General features: G+C 60.3%; 19 protein-coding genes. 16 read left to right on the forward strand and 3 right to left on the reverse strand.

Annotation, left to right across the window (positions count from 1 at the left end; all coding sequences use genetic code 11):
- Positions 1 to 482 precede the first annotated feature (482 nt).
- Positions 483 to 1,280 carry a creatininase family protein gene (locus ACSQ9D_RS32350; protein WP_436285838.1) on the forward strand — a complete coding sequence of 266 codons (798 nt, stop codon included), beginning with the start codon at positions 483 to 485 and terminating at the stop codon, positions 1,278 to 1,280.
- A gap of 3 nt (positions 1,281 to 1,283) precedes the next feature.
- Here the strand turns inward: ACSQ9D_RS32350 and ACSQ9D_RS32355 are convergent, their stop codons facing one another.
- Positions 1,284 to 2,234, reverse strand: coding sequence for a LysR family transcriptional regulator (locus ACSQ9D_RS32355; protein ID WP_037121474.1), 951 nt, complete (start codon positions 2,232 to 2,234; stop codon positions 1,284 to 1,286).
- Positions 2,235 to 2,419: 185 nt separating this feature from the next.
- On the opposite strand from ACSQ9D_RS32355, the gene ACSQ9D_RS32360 reads away from it, so the two are divergent.
- From ACSQ9D_RS32360 to ACSQ9D_RS32385, 6 genes are all read left to right on the forward strand, one after another.
- Positions 2,420 to 3,436: an ABC transporter substrate-binding protein gene (locus tag ACSQ9D_RS32360; RefSeq protein ID WP_436285839.1), complete on the forward strand. Its 1,017-nt coding sequence runs from the start codon at positions 2,420 to 2,422 to the stop codon at positions 3,434 to 3,436.
- A 63-nt stretch (positions 3,437 to 3,499) separates the two neighbouring features.
- Positions 3,500 to 4,327 (forward strand): ABC transporter ATP-binding protein, encoded by an 828-nt coding sequence (locus ACSQ9D_RS32365; protein WP_436285840.1) that lies wholly within the window; start codon positions 3,500 to 3,502, stop codon positions 4,325 to 4,327.
- Positions 4,324 to 5,169, forward strand: a complete 846-nt coding sequence (locus ACSQ9D_RS32370; RefSeq protein ID WP_436285841.1) for an ABC transporter permease — start codon at positions 4,324 to 4,326, stop codon at positions 5,167 to 5,169. The genes ACSQ9D_RS32365 and ACSQ9D_RS32370 overlap by 4 nt, the downstream gene beginning before the upstream one ends.
- Complete coding sequence (locus ACSQ9D_RS32375; protein WP_436285842.1) at positions 5,169 to 6,482, forward strand: cytosine deaminase; 1,314 nt, start codon at positions 5,169 to 5,171, stop codon at positions 6,480 to 6,482. The genes ACSQ9D_RS32370 and ACSQ9D_RS32375 overlap by 1 nt, the downstream gene beginning before the upstream one ends.
- A 1-nt stretch (position 6,483) precedes the next feature.
- Positions 6,484 to 7,893 carry an FAD-binding oxidoreductase gene (locus ACSQ9D_RS32380; protein ID WP_436285843.1) on the forward strand — a complete coding sequence of 470 codons (1,410 nt, stop codon included), beginning with the start codon at positions 6,484 to 6,486 and terminating at the stop codon, positions 7,891 to 7,893.
- Positions 7,890 to 8,471, forward strand: coding sequence for an NAD(P)H-dependent oxidoreductase (locus ACSQ9D_RS32385; RefSeq protein WP_436285844.1), 582 nt, complete (start codon positions 7,890 to 7,892; stop codon positions 8,469 to 8,471). Before ACSQ9D_RS32380 ends, ACSQ9D_RS32385 begins: the two co-directional genes overlap by 4 nt.
- A gap of 28 nt (positions 8,472 to 8,499) precedes the next feature.
- Here the strand turns inward: ACSQ9D_RS32385 and ACSQ9D_RS32390 are convergent, their stop codons facing one another.
- Both ACSQ9D_RS32390 and ACSQ9D_RS32395 read right to left on the reverse strand, forming a co-directional pair.
- Positions 8,500 to 8,889 (reverse strand): RidA family protein, encoded by a 390-nt coding sequence (locus ACSQ9D_RS32390; RefSeq protein WP_436285845.1) that lies wholly within the window; start codon positions 8,887 to 8,889, stop codon positions 8,500 to 8,502.
- Between the two features lie 48 nt (positions 8,890 to 8,937).
- The gene (locus tag ACSQ9D_RS32395; protein WP_436285846.1) at positions 8,938 to 9,615 is read right to left on the reverse strand and encodes a GntR family transcriptional regulator; all 678 of its coding nucleotides are present in this window, start codon (positions 9,613 to 9,615) and stop codon (positions 8,938 to 8,940) included.
- Between the two features lie 314 nt (positions 9,616 to 9,929).
- Between ACSQ9D_RS32395 and ACSQ9D_RS32400 the strand changes: the two genes are divergently transcribed.
- The 9 genes from ACSQ9D_RS32400 to ACSQ9D_RS32440 are packed head-to-tail and all read left to right on the forward strand — an operon-like array spanning position 9,930 to position 18,485.
- Positions 9,930 to 11,054 (forward strand): BMP family ABC transporter substrate-binding protein, encoded by a 1,125-nt coding sequence (locus tag ACSQ9D_RS32400; protein WP_436285847.1) that lies wholly within the window; start codon positions 9,930 to 9,932, stop codon positions 11,052 to 11,054.
- 18 nt (positions 11,055 to 11,072) lie between these two features.
- Complete coding sequence (locus ACSQ9D_RS32405) at positions 11,073 to 12,203, forward strand: ABC transporter permease (protein ID WP_436285848.1); 1,131 nt, start codon at positions 11,073 to 11,075, stop codon at positions 12,201 to 12,203.
- A complete protein-coding gene (locus ACSQ9D_RS32410) occupies positions 12,203 to 13,129 on the forward strand; it encodes an ABC transporter permease (RefSeq protein WP_436285974.1) in 927 nt (308 codons plus the stop codon). Before ACSQ9D_RS32405 ends, ACSQ9D_RS32410 begins: the two co-directional genes overlap by 1 nt.
- 10 nt (positions 13,130 to 13,139) lie before the next feature.
- Positions 13,140 to 14,156: a formamidase gene (locus ACSQ9D_RS32415; protein ID WP_436285849.1), complete on the forward strand. Its 1,017-nt coding sequence runs from the start codon at positions 13,140 to 13,142 to the stop codon at positions 14,154 to 14,156.
- Between the two features lie 9 nt (positions 14,157 to 14,165).
- A complete protein-coding gene (gene biuH / locus ACSQ9D_RS32420; protein ID WP_436285850.1) occupies positions 14,166 to 14,867 on the forward strand; it encodes a biuret amidohydrolase in 702 nt (233 codons plus the stop codon).
- Positions 14,867 to 15,922, forward strand: a complete 1,056-nt coding sequence (locus ACSQ9D_RS32425) for a ring-opening amidohydrolase (protein WP_436285851.1) — start codon at positions 14,867 to 14,869, stop codon at positions 15,920 to 15,922. Before biuH ends, ACSQ9D_RS32425 begins: the two co-directional genes overlap by 1 nt.
- A gap of 1 nt (position 15,923) precedes the next feature.
- Positions 15,924 to 17,474, forward strand: coding sequence for an ABC transporter ATP-binding protein (locus ACSQ9D_RS32430; protein WP_436285852.1), 1,551 nt, complete (start codon positions 15,924 to 15,926; stop codon positions 17,472 to 17,474).
- 2 nt (positions 17,475 to 17,476) lie between these two features.
- Positions 17,477 to 18,145 (forward strand): cysteine hydrolase family protein, encoded by a 669-nt coding sequence (locus ACSQ9D_RS32435; RefSeq protein ID WP_436285975.1) that lies wholly within the window; start codon positions 17,477 to 17,479, stop codon positions 18,143 to 18,145.
- On the forward strand, positions 18,138 to 18,485 hold the full coding sequence (locus tag ACSQ9D_RS32440; protein WP_436285853.1) for a cupin domain-containing protein: 348 nt from the start codon (positions 18,138 to 18,140) through the stop codon (positions 18,483 to 18,485). Before ACSQ9D_RS32435 ends, ACSQ9D_RS32440 begins: the two co-directional genes overlap by 8 nt.
- Positions 18,486 to 18,757: the final 272 nt, after the last annotated feature.

Consider the following 18,757-nt stretch of genomic DNA (forward strand, 5'->3'; position numbering starts at 1 on the left):
TGAAATATAGGTGTTTCAATCGGTTTAGAACAGCGACAATCCCTCACCCCACCTATGCGCGCAACGCATAGGATCTTCCTTTTTCGCGTGGAAATGCCTGTTTTAAGCCCGGAGCGATCAGAAGCTGGCGGGTCAGAACCCGTCCAATTTAAAGTGAGCGAATGTCCATATTTAATCAAACACCTCAGCTTCGTGTTCAATTTACAGAGCTCAAAAAGGTATTCTCCTCCCCATGAAACTCAATGGCAGAGACCAGCCGCAGCTCGCCTTGAGGGGGTTCGAACCGACGACCCAGGATAAGTGCGGCAGGTATGACAGCGATTTATGGGACAGTTTAGGATATAAAATCTGTTGATCCGCCTTGAACTCCTGCACTTTGCTATATCGCAAAAAGGCAGCGGCGCGCACGCAAATTGATGCTTTTCGTATGCCGCATAATTCCCTAGTCAGTGAGGGAAACTCAAGCAAGGGAACACACGGCGATGGCGACGCCATTCTATTGGAACGAGCTCAACACCTATGACTTTGACGAGCTCTCGGCCGATACGACCATTGCCATTCTTCCAATCGCCTCGACCGAACAACACGGGCCGCATCTGCCGATCGCAACCGATGTGGCGATCGCAAACGGCATGCTTGCGGAGCTTCGCCGCCAGCGGCCTGACGATCTCGATATACTGGTGCTACCGACACAGGAAATCGGCAAGGCCAACGAGCATATCTATGGACCGGGAACACTCTCGCTTTCTGCAGAACTGTTGATTCCTATTTGGACAGCACTCGGCGCCAAAGTTGCCGAAGCCGGGGTCCGCAAAATGGTGATCGTCAATTCGCACGGTGGCAATGTCGACATCATGAGCATCGTCGCGCGAGAGCTGCGTGTACGCTACCAGATGGCGGTCGTCTCGACCCAATGGGGCCGTTTCGGACATCCGGACGGCATGATCAGCGACCACGAATCCCGATACGGCATCCACGGCGGCGAAGTCGAAACGTCGCTGATGCTGCACTTCAGGCCGGACCTCGTCCGCATGGACAAGGCACAGAACTTCGCATCCAAGGCTGAATGGATGCGCGAGCAGTCGAAATACATTCAGCCGCTGCCGCCGCACTCGCTGGCCTGGATCGCGCATGATCTCAATCCTAACGGTGTCGTGGGCGACGCATCGCGCGGCACGGTGGAGAAAGGAGAAGCGATCTGCCGCCATCAGGTGCGGGGTTTCATCGACGTTCTCTGCGATCTGAAGCGCTATCCGCTCACAAATCTCTACTCACGCTAGATCTCAGGCCGCCGACGGCCGGTCCGGGGCAATGTGCCCCTTGGCCTGCAATTCCTGAACCAGCCCGGCAAGCTCGGCCAGCAGATATTCGACAAACAAGCTGGTCGCCGAATCGAGTGGCGCGCGGGCGCGGGCGAAGAGCTTCATCGGCTGGTGCCTGCCATGAGGCTCGGCAATCGGCCGGAAGACAAGTTCGCCGGCGCGGCACTCGGTGATGACGTCGAGCGGATTGAGCAAGGTCAGCCCTGCCCCGCATTTGACGAGCTTCTTCAACATCTCAGACGCATTGCTTTCGAGAACCGGTTCTACCGAAACATCCAGCCGCGCGAGCGCCAAATTGATGACGTCACGGAGGCTGGTGCCCGGCTGCGCGAGCACCAATCGTTCCTGCACGATGTCGCCCAGGCTGATCGGACCGTGCCCGATGAGGCGATGTCCGGACGGCAGCACGACGCCGATCGGAATATCGAAGTTGCCGAGCGTACGAATTCCTGGTGTCGCCGGAATGTTGAAGCCGAGGCCGATATCGACGTCGCCCGAGAGCACCGGATTGACCGTCGTCGTGCCAGCATCGTTCCTGATCTGGAAATAGACGCGCGGATGCTCCGACTGGAACCGTGCGATGATTTCCGCGAGCGGTCCTGACGCGAGGCCGACGGTCGTCACCAATCTCACCTTGCCAGCCTGCTGCATCTTCAGACTCCTGATCCGGCCCTCCAGCCGGTCGTAGTTCTTCAGAACCTCCCTAATATGCTCGATGCAGAGCTCGCCGGCCGCCGTCAGGCGCAGCCCCCGCGGTAAGCGTTCAAAGAGCGGCGCCCCGATTTCCTCCTCGAGTGCCAGAATCTGCCGGTTGATCGCAGATGACGCAACGTTCAAGCGCGCCGCGGCCTTGCGGATCGAACCAGTGCGGGCGATCTCGTTGATGTAAAGCAGCTTCCTGGAATGCAGCATCCTACCCCTCGTTGCATCATTTTTGAGCGCTACGCACAAATTAGGCACAGGCTCGCTGTGAGATGCCAAAAAGGCATCGTTGCGCACGAATTTTGATGCTTTTCAAACAGCAACACAATCGCTCAAATGAAGAAAATCGGGCGCCAAAGAGCGCATCGAACGGCCTACAAAGGGGAACGCCGATCATGTCCAACGCACTGAAGAACTTGGCATCTGCCGCCGCTTTGGCACTGGGATGCACTGTTGCGCTCGCAGCTCCCGGTTACGCGCTCGATAAAGTCAGCTACGGTACCAATTGGCTCGCGCAAGCCGAGCATGGCGGCTTCTATCAGGCAGTCGCCGACGGCACCTACACAAAGCACGGGCTTGACGTCACCATCGTGCAGGGCGGTCCGAACGCGGCAAACAGCGCATTGCTGATCTCTGGCAAGATCAACTTCTATATGGGCGGCCCGCAGGGCGAACTGTCGGCGGTCGAGCAGGGTATTCCGCTCGTGGACGTCGCGGCGATCTTCCAGAAGGACCCGCAGGTTCTGATCGCCCACCCCAACGCCGGCGTCGAGAAGTTCGAGGACCTTGCCAAGCTGAAGACCCTGTTTCTCGGCAAGGACGGCTATCTGACCTACTTCGAGTGGATGAAGGCGAACTACAAGGGCTTCAAGGACGAGCAATACAAACCATACAACTTCAACCCCGGCCCGTTCCTCGCCGACAAGGAGTCGGGGCAGCAGGGCTACCTCACCTCCGAACCCTATGAGATCCAGAAGCAGACCGGCTGGGAGCCGAAAGTGTTTCTGCTCGCCGACAACGGCTACTCCCCCTACTCCACGATGATCACCACGACGCAGTCGATGATCGACACCCATTCGGACGTCGTGCAGCGTTTTATCGATGCTTCGATCGAGGGCTGGTACAACTATCTCTACGGCGACAACACCAAGGCCAACGAGCTGATCAAGAAAGACAATCCGGAGATGACGGATGGCCAGATCGCCTATTCGATCGCCAAGATGAAGGAATACGGAATCGTCGAATCCGGTGAAGCCCTCGACAAGGGGATCGGCTGCATCACCGACGAACACTACAAGAAGTTCTTCGCCGAGATGGTCGGCATCAAGGTTCTCAAGGCCGACACGGACTATACCAAGGCCTACACCACGAAGTACGTCTGCAAGGGTGTCGGCATGGCCCTGAAAAAGTAAGGCACGCCAAATTGGTTTGCCGCTGCTGGCGGCAAACCGGCACATGATGAAAAGAGACAGGCGATGCCTCTAGCCTCAGTTCAGATCCCGGCAAATAAGGACGCGCGCAAGAGACCGCTCGTTTCGATGCAATCGGTCTCGAAGGTCTTTACCAGCGGCACGGTCGCCTTGTCGGGCATGTCATTGACGGTCGAAAGCGGCGAATTCATCAGCCTGCTCGGACCTTCCGGGTGCGGCAAATCGACGGCACTGCGCATTATTGCCGGCCTCGGCGATATTTCTTCCGGGACGATCGACTGGCCAAGTTCCCGTATCAACTCGAGGGGTCTGCCGGAAGGCGATATCGGCTTCGTCTTTCAGGAGCCGACACTAATGCCGTGGAAGAATGTCTTCGGCAATGTTCATCTTCCGCTGAAGCTCCGCGGCATCTCGAAGGCTGCGGCGCGCGAGGAGATCATGAGGGCCTTGACGACTGTCGGCCTGCAGGACTTTGCCGAAGCCTATCCGCGCGAGCTCTCCGGCGGCATGAAGATGCGCGTATCCATTGCGCGCGCATTGGTCACCAAACCGAAGCTGTTGCTGATGGACGAGCCGTTTGCGGCCCTCGACGAGATCACGCGCCAGAAACTGAATGACGACGTCCTGCGCCTCTGGAAGGCGACAGGCATTACGGTGATTTTCGTCACTCACTCGGTGTTCGAATCGGCCTATCTCTCGAACCGTATCGTCGTCATGAAGGCTCGCCCGGGACGGGTCCATGCCGACCTGCCGCTTGTCACCAGCCTCGAACGGGACGCCTATTACCGCACGTCCGAAGAATATCGCCAGGTTTGCGAGACCGTGTCGCGCTCGCTGATCGGCGCCATCAATGCCGCAAAGGAGAATGCATGAGCGCGGATATTGCCGATGCGCCGGCGGCATCGTTGTCAAATCCGATGACGGCAAAGCGGCGCGACCTTGCGCTGCGGATTGCGGTACCGTTCGCCACCGTCGCAGCCCTGGTCGTCGTTTGGGGGCTGTACGTCAAGCTTTCCGGCGTAGCGCCCTATATTCTGCCCGGCCCCGGCGCGGTGGCCTCCGCCTTCGTCAGCGACTGGGGAACGCTCGCGCCCGCGCTCTGGGTAACAACCAAAATCACCTTCATGTCGCTGCTACTGGCGCTTGTGGGCGGGGTCGGCTTTGCCATCTTCCTTGTGCAGTCGCGGTGGATCGAGATCGCCTTTTATCCGCTGGCGGTCATCCTGCAGGTCACGCCCATTGTCGCGATCTCGCCACTGATCCTTATCTATGCACCGTCGACACAGGTGGCGCTGCTCATCTGCGCCTTTCTCGTCGCGTTCTTCCCGATTCTCTCCAATATGGTACAGGGCTTGAAGAGCGTTGATCACAATCTGATCAACCTCTTCGAACTCTATGGGGCCTCGCGCTGGCAGACACTGCTGTATCTCAAGCTGCCGGCGGCACAGCCCTATTTCATGACCGGCCTGCGCATCGGCGGGGGCCTGGCGCTGATTGCCGCCGTCGTTGCCGAGTTTGCTGCGGGTTCGGCTGGCGCGGGCTCCGGCCTCGCCTTCCGACTTCTGGAAGCGCAGTACCGCATGAACATCCCTCGCCTCTTCGCCGCCCTGCTGATGCTCTCGCTGCTCGGTGTAGCGATCTTCGCGATCACCTCTTTCATCTCCTGGCTCAGCCTGCATCGCTGGCATGAGAGCAGCCTCAAGCGGGAAAACTGATGACGTACTCCTTCATGTCGCCTCCGAACGCCGGTCGCTTCGTGCTGAGCAATGCGACGCTGCCCGTCGTTGCCGTCGAAGGTTTCAATGCGCCGGCAAAGGAAGGCCTTGTGCGTGCTGATATCGTCATCGAAGACGGTCTTTTTTCCGCGGTCCTGCCCGCTGGCAGTGCCCCGCAGGATTTGGCGAAATCCGACCTGCGCGAAGGGATGGTCTGGCCATGCTTTGCCGATGTCCACACGCACCTCGACAAGGGACATATCTGGGGACGCAGCAGCAATCCGGACGGAACTTTCATGGGTGCCCTGCAGGCGGTCGGCGCCGATCGCGAAGCGCATTGGTCGGCCGATGACGTGCGCAAGCGCATGGAGTTCTCCCTGCGGTCGGCCTATGCGCACGGCACGAGCCTGATCCGTACGCATCTGGACGCGGCCTCCCCCCAACATCGCATTTCCTTCGACGTGTTTTCCGAGGTGAGGCAATCCTGGAGGGACAAGATCGCGCTGCAAGCCGTCGCCCTCTTCCCAATGGACGACATGGTGGATGAGGCATATTTCGCCGATCTCGTCGCCGTCGTCCGCAATGCGGGCGGTCTGATCGGTGGCGTCACCAAGATGGGGCCGAACCTCGCATGGCAGCTCGATACGCTCTTTCATGCGGCGGCGGAGAACGGTCTCGACGTCGATCTTCATGTCGACGAGACGGATGACCCCGGCGCGGAGACTTTGAAGGCGATCGCCGAGGCCGTTCTGCGGAACCGCTTTGCCGGCATGGTGACGGCCGGCCACTGCTGCTCGCTTGCAAGACAGGACGATGGAGTAGCCGAGCGCACCGTGGAACTGGTCGCTAAAGCCGGCATCTCGATCATCTCGCTGCCGATGTGCAATGCCTATCTGCAGGATCGCTATCCCAACCGCACACCGCGCTGGCGGGGTGTGACGCTGTTCAAGGAGCTCGCGGCTGCGGGTGTCGCAACAGCAGTCGCATCCGACAATACACGCGATCCATTCTACGCCTATGGCGACCTCGATGCGGTCGAGGTGTTCCGCGAAGCCGTACGCATTCTTCACCTCGACCATCCGCTCGATAAGGCCGCGCGTGTCGTAACCACCTCGCCCGCCGACATTGCCGGGCGCCACGACCTCAGCCGCATCGGCGCCGGCAGGCCGGCCGATCTCGTCCTCTTCAGTGCGCGTCGCTGGAGCGAATTTCTTTCCCGTCCGCAGTCTGACCGCGTGGTGCTTCGCCGCGGCAAGGTGATCGACCGCAGCCTGCCGGACTACCGTGAACTCGATAGCGTCGTTGGAGCCTGACATGCCGGACTACCAGAAGATCAAGAAAGAACTCGAAGGCATTGCGGTCGAGGACAATCCGGCGCTCGTGCGTCAGAAGAGCCGCGACTTCTATTGGTACTCTCCGATCCTCAAGGCGCAGCTCGAAGGCGTTACCGCCGATCTCGTTGTGACGCCCAAGAACGAAGCCGAGGTGATCCAAACCCTCAAGATCGCCTTCGCGCATGGCGTTCCGGTGACGCCGCGGGGCGCCGGCACCGGCAATTACGGTCAGGCCATGCCGCTCTCCGGCGGGATCGTGCTCAACCTTGCCGCCATGGATAAGATCAAGGAAATCCATCCTGGTCGAGTGACCTGCGAACCCGGCATCGTGATCGCTCAACTCGACAAGCAGACCAAAGCCCATTCAGGCCAGGAGCTTCGCTTCCATCCGTCGACGGCACAAACGGCAACGATCGGCGGTTTCATCGCAGGCGGTTCAGGCGGCGTCGGGTCGATCACCTGGGGAGGACTGCGCGATATCGGCAACATCATCCGGCTGCGTGTCGTCACCATGGAGGCAGAGCCGCGGGTGCTCGATCTCACCGGCTGGGATCTGCAGAAGGTCAGCCACGCTTATGGCACCAACGGCATCATCACCGAAATCGAAATGCCGCTTGCACCGGCCTATGACTGGGTGGATGTGCTGGTGGGCTACGATGATTTCATGGCGGCCGTGCGCTATTCAGACGCACTGGCAAAATGCAACGGCATACTCGTCAAGGAGATCGCGCCGATCGCCGCGCCCATTCCGCACGAATACTTTACCCGCCACAAACCCTATATTCGCCAGGGCCAGTCGGTTGTGGTGCTGATGATCGCACCGCATTCGATGGATGCGTTCGCCGCCTTCAGCGCGGCTCAGAAGGGCGAGATCATTTTCCGCTCCGACAAGGTCGAGAGCATGAAGGGCATTCCCCACGCCTATGAGCTTGCCTGGAACCATACGACGCTGCGCGCGCTGAAAGTCGACCCAACCTTTACATACTTGCAGGTCCAATATCCCGGACCGGACCATGTGGCGAAGGTCGCCAAGATGGTCGAAATCTTCGGCGACGAAGTGCCCGGCCATCTCGAATTCATCAAGTTCGACGGCCAGATCCAATGCTCGGGTCTCCCGCTGGTGCGCTACACGACCGAGGAGCGGCTGGGGGAGATCATCAAGATCCATCAGGACCATGGCTGCCCCATCTTCAACCCGCATCGCTACACGCTGGAAGAAGGCGGCATGAAGCAGACGGACAAGGTTCAGCTTGCCTTCAAGCATGAGACCGATCCGCGGGGACTGCTCAATCCCGGCAAAATGATTGCCTGGGAGAATCCGAACTTCGACTTCTCGTCGGGTAAGAACTACCTGTTCCCCGGACTTGCTGCGGTGATGGAGGCGACATGAGAGTGCTCGCCCTTCACTCGCATCCGGTGGAGTCGAGCTATGGCAACGCGCTTTACCGGCAAACGTTGGAAAGCTTGAAGACGGCGGGACACGAGGTTGATGACTGCAATCTCTACGCGGAGAACTTCGATCCTGTGCTCTCCCGCCACGACCGAATGATCTACCACGACTATCCCCAGAATACGGAGCTGGTGAAGGAGTATGTCGATCGGCTGAAGCGAGCGGAGGGCCTGGTGATCGTCACGCCGGTCTGGAACTTCGGCTTCCCCGCAATCTTGAAAGGCTATTTCGACCGCGTCTGGCTACCCGGCGTTTCCTTCGAGCTCGTCAACGGCAAGGTGGAGTCTCGACTGCGCCATATCCGCAAGCTCGGTGCAGTGCTGACCTACGGCGCAACACCTTTGCGGGCCTTCGTTGCCGGTAATCCGCCGAAAAAGATCGTCAAGCGGGTGCTGCGTGCGCAGATCAATCCGGTGCGACCGGTGACCTTTCTGGCGCATTACGACATGAACAACTGCACCGAAGAGAAGCGGGCCGCCTTTCTCGGCAAGGTGAAGGCGACAATGGAGCGGTTCTGATACCACAAACCTGCACTGCGTTTCCCGATCAAACCGCCTTGGCTGCGGTTACCTCGACTTCGACCAGAAACTCCGGCCGTGTAAACCCGCCGACGACAATGAGCGTCGAGACAGGTTTGGGGTCAAGCGTATAGCGATCGCGTACCGCCATATAGGCCGCAAAATCTTCTCTCTTTGTGACAAAGCCAGAGATGCGTATGACGTCCGCAAAGGTCATGCCAGCCTCTTCGAGGATCGCATCGATCGCCTTGAAGCAAAGTTCTGCCTGAGCAGCCACATCATTCGGGATCACATCATCAACGCCGATCCCGAGCTGACCCGATGTGACGAGAAGCGATGCACCTGGGGGCACCAGCAGCCCATGATTGTAATTCCCGAAGGGCTTGCGGACAGAGGGCGGATTGAAAACGCGTTTCATAAAACATCCATGCGAAACAAGGGGTTGCAGTCCTAGAATAGCTAGGAATCAATTTCTTTTGGTCGACGCAAAGACGATGCTGGCATCGCTAACGATCGCAACATGGGAATAAGCGGCCTGGCCGGCTGCCGCCGCCTCCCCCCGCATGATCGCCGTCACGATGACGTCGTGTTCATCATAGGATCGGGCAAGGCGCCCCGGCAACCTGAACTGCGCGCGACGGAACGGCGCCAATCGTGCACGGGTCTGCGTCACCAGCTCGAATATGTGATCGTTGTGAGCCCCGCGATAGAGGCGCGTATGAAATTCGGTATTGTAAGCGGCATAGTCTTCATCGGCACCCGCATGCACGAGTTTCGCCGATGCCCGGTGCTCGAGCTCTAGGCAACGCCGCTCCTCGACTGTCATGCGTTCGGCCGACAGGCGCGCGCAGATGGCTTCCAGTTCTGACATCGCCTCGAACATCGAGTGGAGATAGCCTTCCGTTACATTTGCAACGACGGCGCTTCGGTTCGGCTCGCGATCAACCAGCCCCATGGCGCCGAGTTCGCGCAGCGCTTCCCGGACCGGTGTCCGGGAAACGTCGAAGCGGCTGGCCAGCGAGAGCTCATCCATTTTTTCACCGGGAGCGAGAACCCCGGTTACGATCATGTCCGCTATGGCGCGCACCATCTGCTCGACCGTGGTGCCCGCCCTTATTACTTGCCTGCGCTTAGTCTGTGACACCGGGGAGTTCTGCATTTGTCGACTGTATACAGATGCACCTACCGTGAAAAGAAGTCAATTACGTTGCATTTATAAGATATTGAACGGTGGCACGGAAAAGTCGAAAGGCAGCCAGCTTACGGATTCGGCACCATAATTAATCACAGGTTATTTTTTGTTCATCGTCTTCCAAAAACTGCATACAGTTTGCACATGTCGAGACATGCTAGTAAATTTTTCGATTTGTAATCAGTTGCTTATCGTTTGGCACGGCCATTGCATACAGTTTCTTGCAACGTTTTTTCGAACCGGCACTCGCCGCAAGGAGCATTCCGATGACCAAACTCCTTTCCATGAACCGTCGCCATTTCTTGCAAGCATCCGCTGCCGGCGCACTCACCCTGGCGCCCGGCCTGCTGCCGGGCCGTGCTCTTGCCCAGAACGCGCTGACGGTCGGCTTCATCTATGTCGGACCCAAGGACGACTACGGCTACAATCAGGCGCATGCCGAAGGTGCGGCCACCTTGAAAGCGTTGCCGGGCGTGACGATCGTCGAGGAAGAAAATGTGCCGGAGACGGTCGATGTCCAGAAGACCATGGAGTCGATGATCAACCTCGACGGGGCGACGTTGATCTTCCCGACGTCGTTCGGTTATTTCGACCCGCATATGCTGGCGATGGCCGCAAAGTACCCGGACATCCAGTTCCGCCACTGCGGCGGCCTCTGGCAGGAAGGCAAGAACCCGACGAACACGGGTTCGTACTTCGGCTACATTTTCCAGGGCCAGTATCTGAACGGTGCCGCGGCCGGCTACACCTCGAAGAGCAAGAAAATCGGTTTCGTCGCCGCCAAGCCCATTCCGCAGGTGCTGCAGAACATCAATGCCTTCCTACTTGGCGCGCGCTCGGTCGATCCGTCGATCACCTGCCAGGTCATCTTCACCGGCGAATGGTCGCTGGCCGTCAAGGAGGCTGAGGCCACCAACGCGCTGATCGACCAGGGCGCGGATGTGATTACCTGCCATGTCGACAGCCCGAAGGTGGTCGTCGAAACGGCTGCCGGTCGCGGCGCTTTCGTCTGTGGCTACCATGCAAACCAGAGCCCGTTGGCACCTGAAAAGTATTTGACCGGCGCCGAATGGGCGTGGGGAAACGTCTACACCGATTTCGTCAAGAAGGCGCAGGCTGGCGAAAAGCTCGGCAACTTCGTGCGCGGCGGCCTCAAAGACGGCTTCGTCAAGATGAGCCCACTCGGGCCTGCCGTGCCGGCGGAAGGACGTACGAAGTTCGACGCCACGTTAGCCGAGATGATGACCGGCAAGTTCTCCGTCTTCAAGGGGCCGATCAAGGACAACAAGGGCAACGTCGTCGTCGCGGCCGACAAGAGCTATGCCGAAGATGCCATCGAGCTCGAGAGCATGGGCTACCTCGTGGAAGGCGTCGTCGGATCCACGGCTTAAGCCTGAGGGAGAAGCGTCATGACAGTCGAGGCGAACACTTCCGCAATATCCATCGCGTCCGAACGATCGTCCGTGCTCAGACCTATCCTCGAATGGCTGGCACGGCGGGCGGAACCGATTGTCATCAGTTTCGGCGCGGTCCTGATCGGGCTGGCGCTCTTCTCCATCTTCATCCTGGTGATCGGCAAATCGCCGGCCACCTTGTTCCAGCTGATGTACACGGGCGGCTTCGGCAGCTGGTTCTCGATCCAGAACAGCCTTAGCCGGGCGGCCCCGCTTCTTCTGACAGCCCTGTGTGTCGCCTTGCCGGCTCGTTTGGGGCTCGTCATCATTGGCGGCGAGGGTGCCGTGGTGTTGGGGGGCGTTGCTGCTGCGGCCGCTGCGTTGCCGTTCGTCGGAACGTTGCCGGCCCTCCTCGTCCTGCTTCTGATGGCTGCGGCAGCCATGATCGTCGGTGGCATTTGGATCGGCCTTGCGGGCTTCCTGCGACACTATCGCGGCGTCAACGAAACGATCTCCTCGCTGCTGCTCGCCTATATCGCCATCGCTCTGATGAACCAGTTCGTCGAAGGACCGCTGCGCGATCCGGCGAGCCTGAACAAACCCTCCACGTCTCCCCTGCCCGCCGAATACATGCTCGGCAAAATGCCCGGAATGGACGTGCATTGGGGGCTCGCGATCGGCGTCATCGCCTGCATCGCGTCCTGGGTGTTGATCGAGGTGACGAGCTACGGCTTCGCGGCGCGTATCGCAGGCGGCAACGTTCGCGCCGCACAGATCCAGGGGTTGCCTGTCGGCCGCCTGATCGTCGGTTTCACGGCGATCGCGGGCAGCTTTGCCGGCCTTGCCGGAATGATCGAGGTTGCCGCCGTCCAAGGCAGTGCCAATGCCTCGCTTGCAGCGGGCTATGGCTATACGGGCATCCTCGTCGCCTTCTTAGCGCGGCACAATCCGCTGGCGATTATTCCGGTCGCCATCCTGCTTGGCGGCATCGATGCGTCGGGCGGCCTGATCCAGCGCCGCATGGCATTGCCTGATGCGACCGTATTGGTGCTGCAGGGCACGCTCTTCGTCGTCATCCTCTTCTGCGAGACGTTTTACGGTCGCTTCAAGATCTTCAATCCCGACCTCTGGAAAAGGAGCGCATGATGGAAGCGACCGGCATCGGCATCTGGGGCGTACCCCTCGCCATCTTCGCGGGCGCGATTCGCGTGTCGACACCCTTCATCTTTGTCAGCCTTGGCGAGACAATCACCGAGCGATCCGGCCGTATTAATCTTGGGCTGGAAGGGACGCTGGTCTTCGGCGCGATGACCGCCTATGCGATCGCTGTCCTCAGCGGTTCGCCCTGGCTCGGCGTGCTGGCGGCCATGGCGACCGGCGCCATCTTCGGGCTGGTGCACGGCTGGATCTGCAAGTGGCCGAAGGTCAACGACATCGCGATCGGCATCGCCATGATGCAGTTCGGACTGGGGCTCGCCTTCTTCCTTGGCAAACCCTTCATCCAGCCGCCGGCGCCACATCTCCCGTCGATCCCGTTCGGCGCCTGGTCCAATCTTCCGCAACTTCAGGCGGCCCTGAACATCAACGTGCTTTTCATCCTGGGCGGCCTACTTGCGCTCCTTTTGTGGTGGGCGTTCAGAAACACACGGATCGGCCTTGTGTTGCGCGTCGTCGGCGACAGCACCGATGCGGCACGTGCGATGGGGATCAACCCGGACCGTGTTCGCCTGCTCGCCACAGCCGTCGGCGGATCGCTTGCCGCCGTCGGCGGAGCCTACCTCTCGCTCTATTACCCAGGCTCATGGAACGAAGGCATTTCCTCCGGGCAGGGCCTGATGGCGGTGGCGCTGGTGATCTTCGCGCGGTGGAACCCGATCGGTTGCTTTCTGGCGGCGCTTCTGTTCGGCGGCGCCGGTGCGCTTGGCCCTGCCCTGCAGTCGGTCGGCGTCACGCAGGGCTACTACCTCTTCTATGCGGCTCCGTATGTGCTGACACTGGTCATTCTGATCGCGACTTCGTCGCCCACCCGCTCGCTTGCCGGAGCGCCCGGCGCATTGTCACTCACGAAATGAAGGATCTGCCATGAATGGTCTCGGCGGCCTCAACAAGTCCGAACATGGCGTCGGCATCGGCCTCGTCCAACTTCAGCTTCCGGTCACGGTGACAAAGGACGACCTTGCGCGACAGACGCAGGTGATCGTCGATCTGGTCGCCAAGGCGCGGCGCAACCAGGCGAGCATGGATCTCGTCGTTTTCCCAGAATATGCGCTGCATGGCCTGTCGATGGCTATCAATTCGGAGATCATGTGCACGCTCGATGGGCCAGAGGTGGCTGCCTTCAAGAGGGCCTGCCGCGACAACCGCATCAGGGGCTGCTTCTCCATCATGGAGTGCAATCCTGACGGGATGCCGTACAATTCCGGCATCGTCATCGACGATGCCGGCGAGTTGAAGCTTTACTATCGCAAGATGCATCCCTGGGTTCCGGTCGAGCCCTGGGAGCCCGGCAATATCGGCATTCCCGTCATCGACGGCCCTCGGGGTGCGAAATTGGCGCTCATCATCTGCCATGACGGCATGTTCCCGGAAATGGCGCGAGAATGCGCCTACAAGGGCGCCGAGATCATGATCCGGACGGCGGGCTACACCGCTCCGATCCGCGAGAGCTGGAAGTTCACCAACCAATCCAACGCCTTCTGCAATCTCATGGTCACCGCCAACGTCTGCATGTGTGGCACAGACGGTACCTTTGATTCCATGGGCGAAGGCATGATCTGCAATTTCGACGGCGCGATCATTGCCCACGGCACGTCCGGCCGCCCGAACGAGATCATCACCGCCGAAGTGCGGCCAGACCTGGTGCGAGAGGCACGGCGCAACTGGGGCGTGGAGAACAACATCTACCAGTTCGGCCACCGCGGCTACGTCGCTGTTGCCGGCGGCGCGCGTGATGCCCCTTACACCTACATGCACGACCTCATCGCCGGCCGATACCGGCTGCCCTGGGAGGATGAGGTCATGGTCACCGATGGCACGTCTTGCGGCTTCGACAAGCCAGCAAGGCGCTATGGGGAAACATTCAAACTTGCAGGGGAATAGGAGAAGACGATGGACGCGTTGGTCGAAACCAAGGGACACTATATCAATGCCGATCCCTATGCCTGGCCCTACAACGGTGCACTGAGGCCCGATAACACGGCGCTCATCATCATCGACATGCAGACCGACTTCTGCGGTCCCGGCGGCTATGTCGATCACATGGGCTACGACCTGTCGCTGGTGCGCGCGCCGATCGAGCCAATCAAAAGAGTGGTCTCGGCCATGCGCGCCAAGGGATACCACATCATCCACACCCGGGAAGGCCACCGGCCGGATCTCGCCGATTTGCCCGCGAACAAACGCTGGCGCTCGCAGCGCATCAACGCCGGTATCGGCGACGCCGGCCCCTGCGGCCGTATCCTCGTCCGTGGCGAACCCGGCTGGGATATTATCGACGAACTGAAGCCGATCGAGGGTGAGACGATCATTGACAAGCCCGGAAAAGGCTCCTTCTGCGCGACGGACCTGGAACTCATCCTCAACCAGAAGCGTATCGAGAACATCGTCCTGACGGGCATCACCACCGATGTCTGCGTCCACACGACGATGCGCGAGGCGAACGACCGCGGCTTCGAGTGCCTGCTGCTCGAGGACTGCTGTGGCGCCACCGACTACGGCAATCACCTCGCCGCCATCAAGATGGTGAAGATGCAGGGCGGCGTCTTCGGATCGGTGTCCAATTCGGCCACTCTGATCGAGGCGCTTCCCTGATGCCTTCCTTGCGTGCCCATGTCTTTCGCGTCCCGGCAGATGGCCCGGACGATGTATCCCGCGTCGAGGCATTGCTTGCTGACCGCATTGACGCCGGCAATGTGGTCGCCGTGCTCGGCAAGACCGAGGGGAACGGCTGCGTCAACGATTTCACCCGCGGCTACGCGACACAGAGCTTCGAGCGGCTTTTCGGCGAACACAATGTCGAAGGTGTTTCGATCGTCATGTCGGGCGGCACGGAGGGTGCCCTTTCCCCGCACTGGACCGTGTTTGCGCGCGAGCAGGTTAATGAGCCCGGAGAAGGAGCGCTCGCGATCGGCGTGGCGCGGACCCCTGCCCTGCCGCCTGAACATCTCGGCCGGCGCGAACAGGTCCGCATGGTCGCGGCTGCGGTGACCGCCGCGATCCGGGATGCCGGCATCGAGGATGTCGCAGACGTTCATTTCGTGCAGATCAAATGCCCGCTGCTTACCTCGCAACGGATTACGAACGCGGAAGCAGCGGGCAAGACGACCGCGACGCGCGACACCTTGAAATCGATGGCGTTGTCACGCGGCGCCTCCGCCCTCGGCGTCGCCGTGGCACTCGGCGAGCTCGAGATTGACGCGATTGCCGACAGTGACGTATGCAGCCGCTTCGACCTCTATTCCCGGTGTGCCTCCGCTTCCGCCGGCGTCGAACTTCTCGATCATGAAATCATCGTGCTGGGCATGAGCGCGAAATGGTCGGGGCCACTTTCCATCGACCATGCCGTCATGCACGACGCGATCGACACGCGATCCGTTCGCGCTGCCTGGGACCGCCTGCCGGCTGACGGCAAGCTGGCGGCCGTGCTCGCCAAGGCAGAGCCCGATCCGTCGGGTCAGGTCGGCGGCAGACGACACACCATGCTGAATGATTCCGATATCGCCGGCACGCGTCACGCCCGCGCCTTCGTCGGCGGCGTGCTCGCCGGCATCTTCGGCATGACCGACTTGTACGTCTCGGGCGGAGCTGAACATCAGGGGCCGCCGGGCGGCGGGCCGGTCGCAATCATCGTCGAAAAGGAGATTTGAAGTGAGCATCGTACGCGACACGCCTCTTCCCGAGACCGGCAAAGCCGTCGGCATCCAAACGCTCGACATGACCATGCGGTTCGGGAGCTTCACGGCGCTCGATCATGTATCGATCAACATCCCAGCCGGCACCTTTCACGCGCTTCTTGGCGAGAATGGTGCGGGCAAATCGACGCTGGTCAAATGCATCATGGGCTTCTACCACCAGACCTCCGGTTCGCTTTCAGTTGATGGCCGTGAGGTGGCGGTCGCCTCGCCCAGGGACGCCGCGACCTATGGTCTTGGCATGGTCTACCAGCATTTCACGCTGGTGCCATCGCTGACGGGTGCCGAGAATCTTGTCATAAGCCGCGCAGCAGTGCCGACGGTGATAAACTGGGCCAAGGAGCGCAAGGATCTCGCCGCCTTCATGGAGCGGATGCCGTTCAAGATTCCGCTCGATCGCCCCGTCAGCGAACTCGCGGCCGGCGAAAAGCAGAAGCTGGAAATCGTCAAGCAACTCTACCTCGGCCGTAGCTTCCTCGTGCTCGACGAGCCGACATCTGTGTTGACGCCGGCCGAGGCGGACGAAATGCTCGGGCTCGTGCGTGGCATGACGGAGCGCGGCGAGCTGACCGTGCTGATGATCTCGCACAAGTTCCATGAGGTTACAAAATTCGCTGACGCCGTCTCGATCCTGCGGCGCGGCAAGCTGGTCGGCGGCGGCAAGGTTGGCGAATTGTCGACGGCGAAGATGGCTTCCATGATGATCGGCGACGTCAAGCTCGCCGAACTCGACACGCGTGTGCCGGTATCCGAAATGGCGAAACCCGTTCTCAAGGTGGAGAAGGTCAAGGCGCCTGACCGCTCCGGGCTGAAGACGATCGAGATCGGGAGCCTGATGGTTCGCTCCGGCGAGATCGTTGGCATCGCCGGCATATCGGGGAACGGCCAGAAGGAGCTGACGGAGATCCTTGCCGGTCAGCGGCCGACTGAGACAGGCAGCGTGCTGGTAAACGGCGGTGCCTACGGCGCAACGCGGCTGGAAACGCGCAGGAACAATGTGCGCTTCATACCGGAGGAACCGCTGCAGAATGCCTGCGCACCGCGCATGACCGTGAGCGAGAACCTGGCCTTCCGTACGTTCGATCTGAGGCCGGATGGCAAGGACGCGATCTGGCTCAGCAAGGGCAAGATGAAGAAGCGTGCGACGGACCTGATCGCCGACTTCAAGGTCAAGACCGCCTCCTCTGCATCGCCGATCGCCGCACTCTCCGGCGGCAATGTGCAGCGGGCGGTTCTGGCGCGCGAGCTGACCGGAGAGGTCGATCTTCTGATCGTTTCCAACCCGTGCTTCGGCCTCGACTTCTCGGCCGTGGCGGAAATTCGCGCTCGCATCATGAGAGCGCGCAACTCCGGCACAGCGGTGCTGCTGTTGTCTGAAGATCTTGACGAGTTGCTGGAGATGTCGGACCGCATCATGGTCATCTCGGAAGGCAAGCTCGTCTATGAAACCGCGGCGCGAGCGGCCGACATTTCCGTCATCGGCGCGCATATGGCAGGGCATCACTGATGATGGTTGACATCAAGGCGCAACCGTTCGCCTTTCCAACAAGACCCGACCAGTTGGCCCTCATCGTGATCGATATGCAGCGCGATTTCGCCGAGCCCGGCGGCTTCGGCGCGAGCCTCGGCAACGATGTCAGCCGGGTCGCGAAGATCGTCCCGGACGTCAAGCGACTGCTTCAAGGGTTTCGCGATGCCGGGCTGCCGGTCATTCACACGATGGAGTGCCACAAGCCTGATCTTTCCGATCTCCCGCCTGCCAAGCGCGATCGCGGCAAGCCAAGCCTCAGGATCGGCGACGACGGACCGATGGGCCGGATCCTGATCGCCGGCGAGGCCGGCACGGCGATCCTGCCCGAGCTTGCCCCGATCGACGGCGAGATCGTGATCGAGAAACCGGGAAAAGGTGCGTTTTATGCGACCGAACTCGGCGACGTCCTGAACGCGAAGGGCATCAGCCAACTCGTCTTTGCGGGTGTCACCACCGAGGTCTGCGTACAGACGACAATGCGAGAAGCCAATGATCGCGGATATGAGTGCCTTCTCGCCGAAGAGGCAACCGAGAGCTATTTTCCCGAATTTAAGGAGGCCGCCATCGCCATGATCCGTGCCCAGGGCGCGATCGTCGGTTGGACGGCGCATGTGGACGACATATTGGAGGTGATCGGTCATGCCTGAGACAACGCGTGAATTGTTGAGTCCGGGCGCCTGGAAAGACCTGACATTCGGTCCATTTCGGCAGGATGTCACAATCCACTGGATCCGTCCCTTCGAAGGCGACCAGCCGGGTGTCGCCCTCTTGAAATACGAGGCCGGCGCCTCGGTGCCGCGGCATCGCCATGAAGGTCTCGAAACCATCCTGGTTCTGGAAGGCATGCAATCCGACGAAGCCGGCGATTACGGCCGCGGCAGCTACATCGTCAATGCAGCAGGCACGGAACACTCCGTCTGGAGCGACACCGGCTGCGTCGTGCTGATCCAGTGGGATCGGCCCGTAAAAATCCTGGAAGAGAAATAGCATGACCGGCGCACCGGCCTTCGATATCGCATCGCTGCACGAATTCTACGCTGGCGGCGGAACCATTCACGAGGTTATCGACCGCGTCTTCGCACGCCGTCGCGGTAAACGATACGGGTATTTTCCTGCATCTTTCAGACCGGCAGGCACTGCTTGCCGAAGCGCAGGATCTCTTGCTGGAAGGTCAGTCGGCCCCGCCAAAGCATTACGTCTCCCCCTTGGTGGATACCCGCGATCGTCGAAATGCGATTTGTCGGCGAGTTACCCTCGGA

Origin of the sequence: Rhizobium sp. LjRoot258 (assembly GCF_964254185.1) — a bacterium.
GTDB lineage: Bacteria > Pseudomonadota > Alphaproteobacteria > Rhizobiales > Rhizobiaceae > Rhizobium.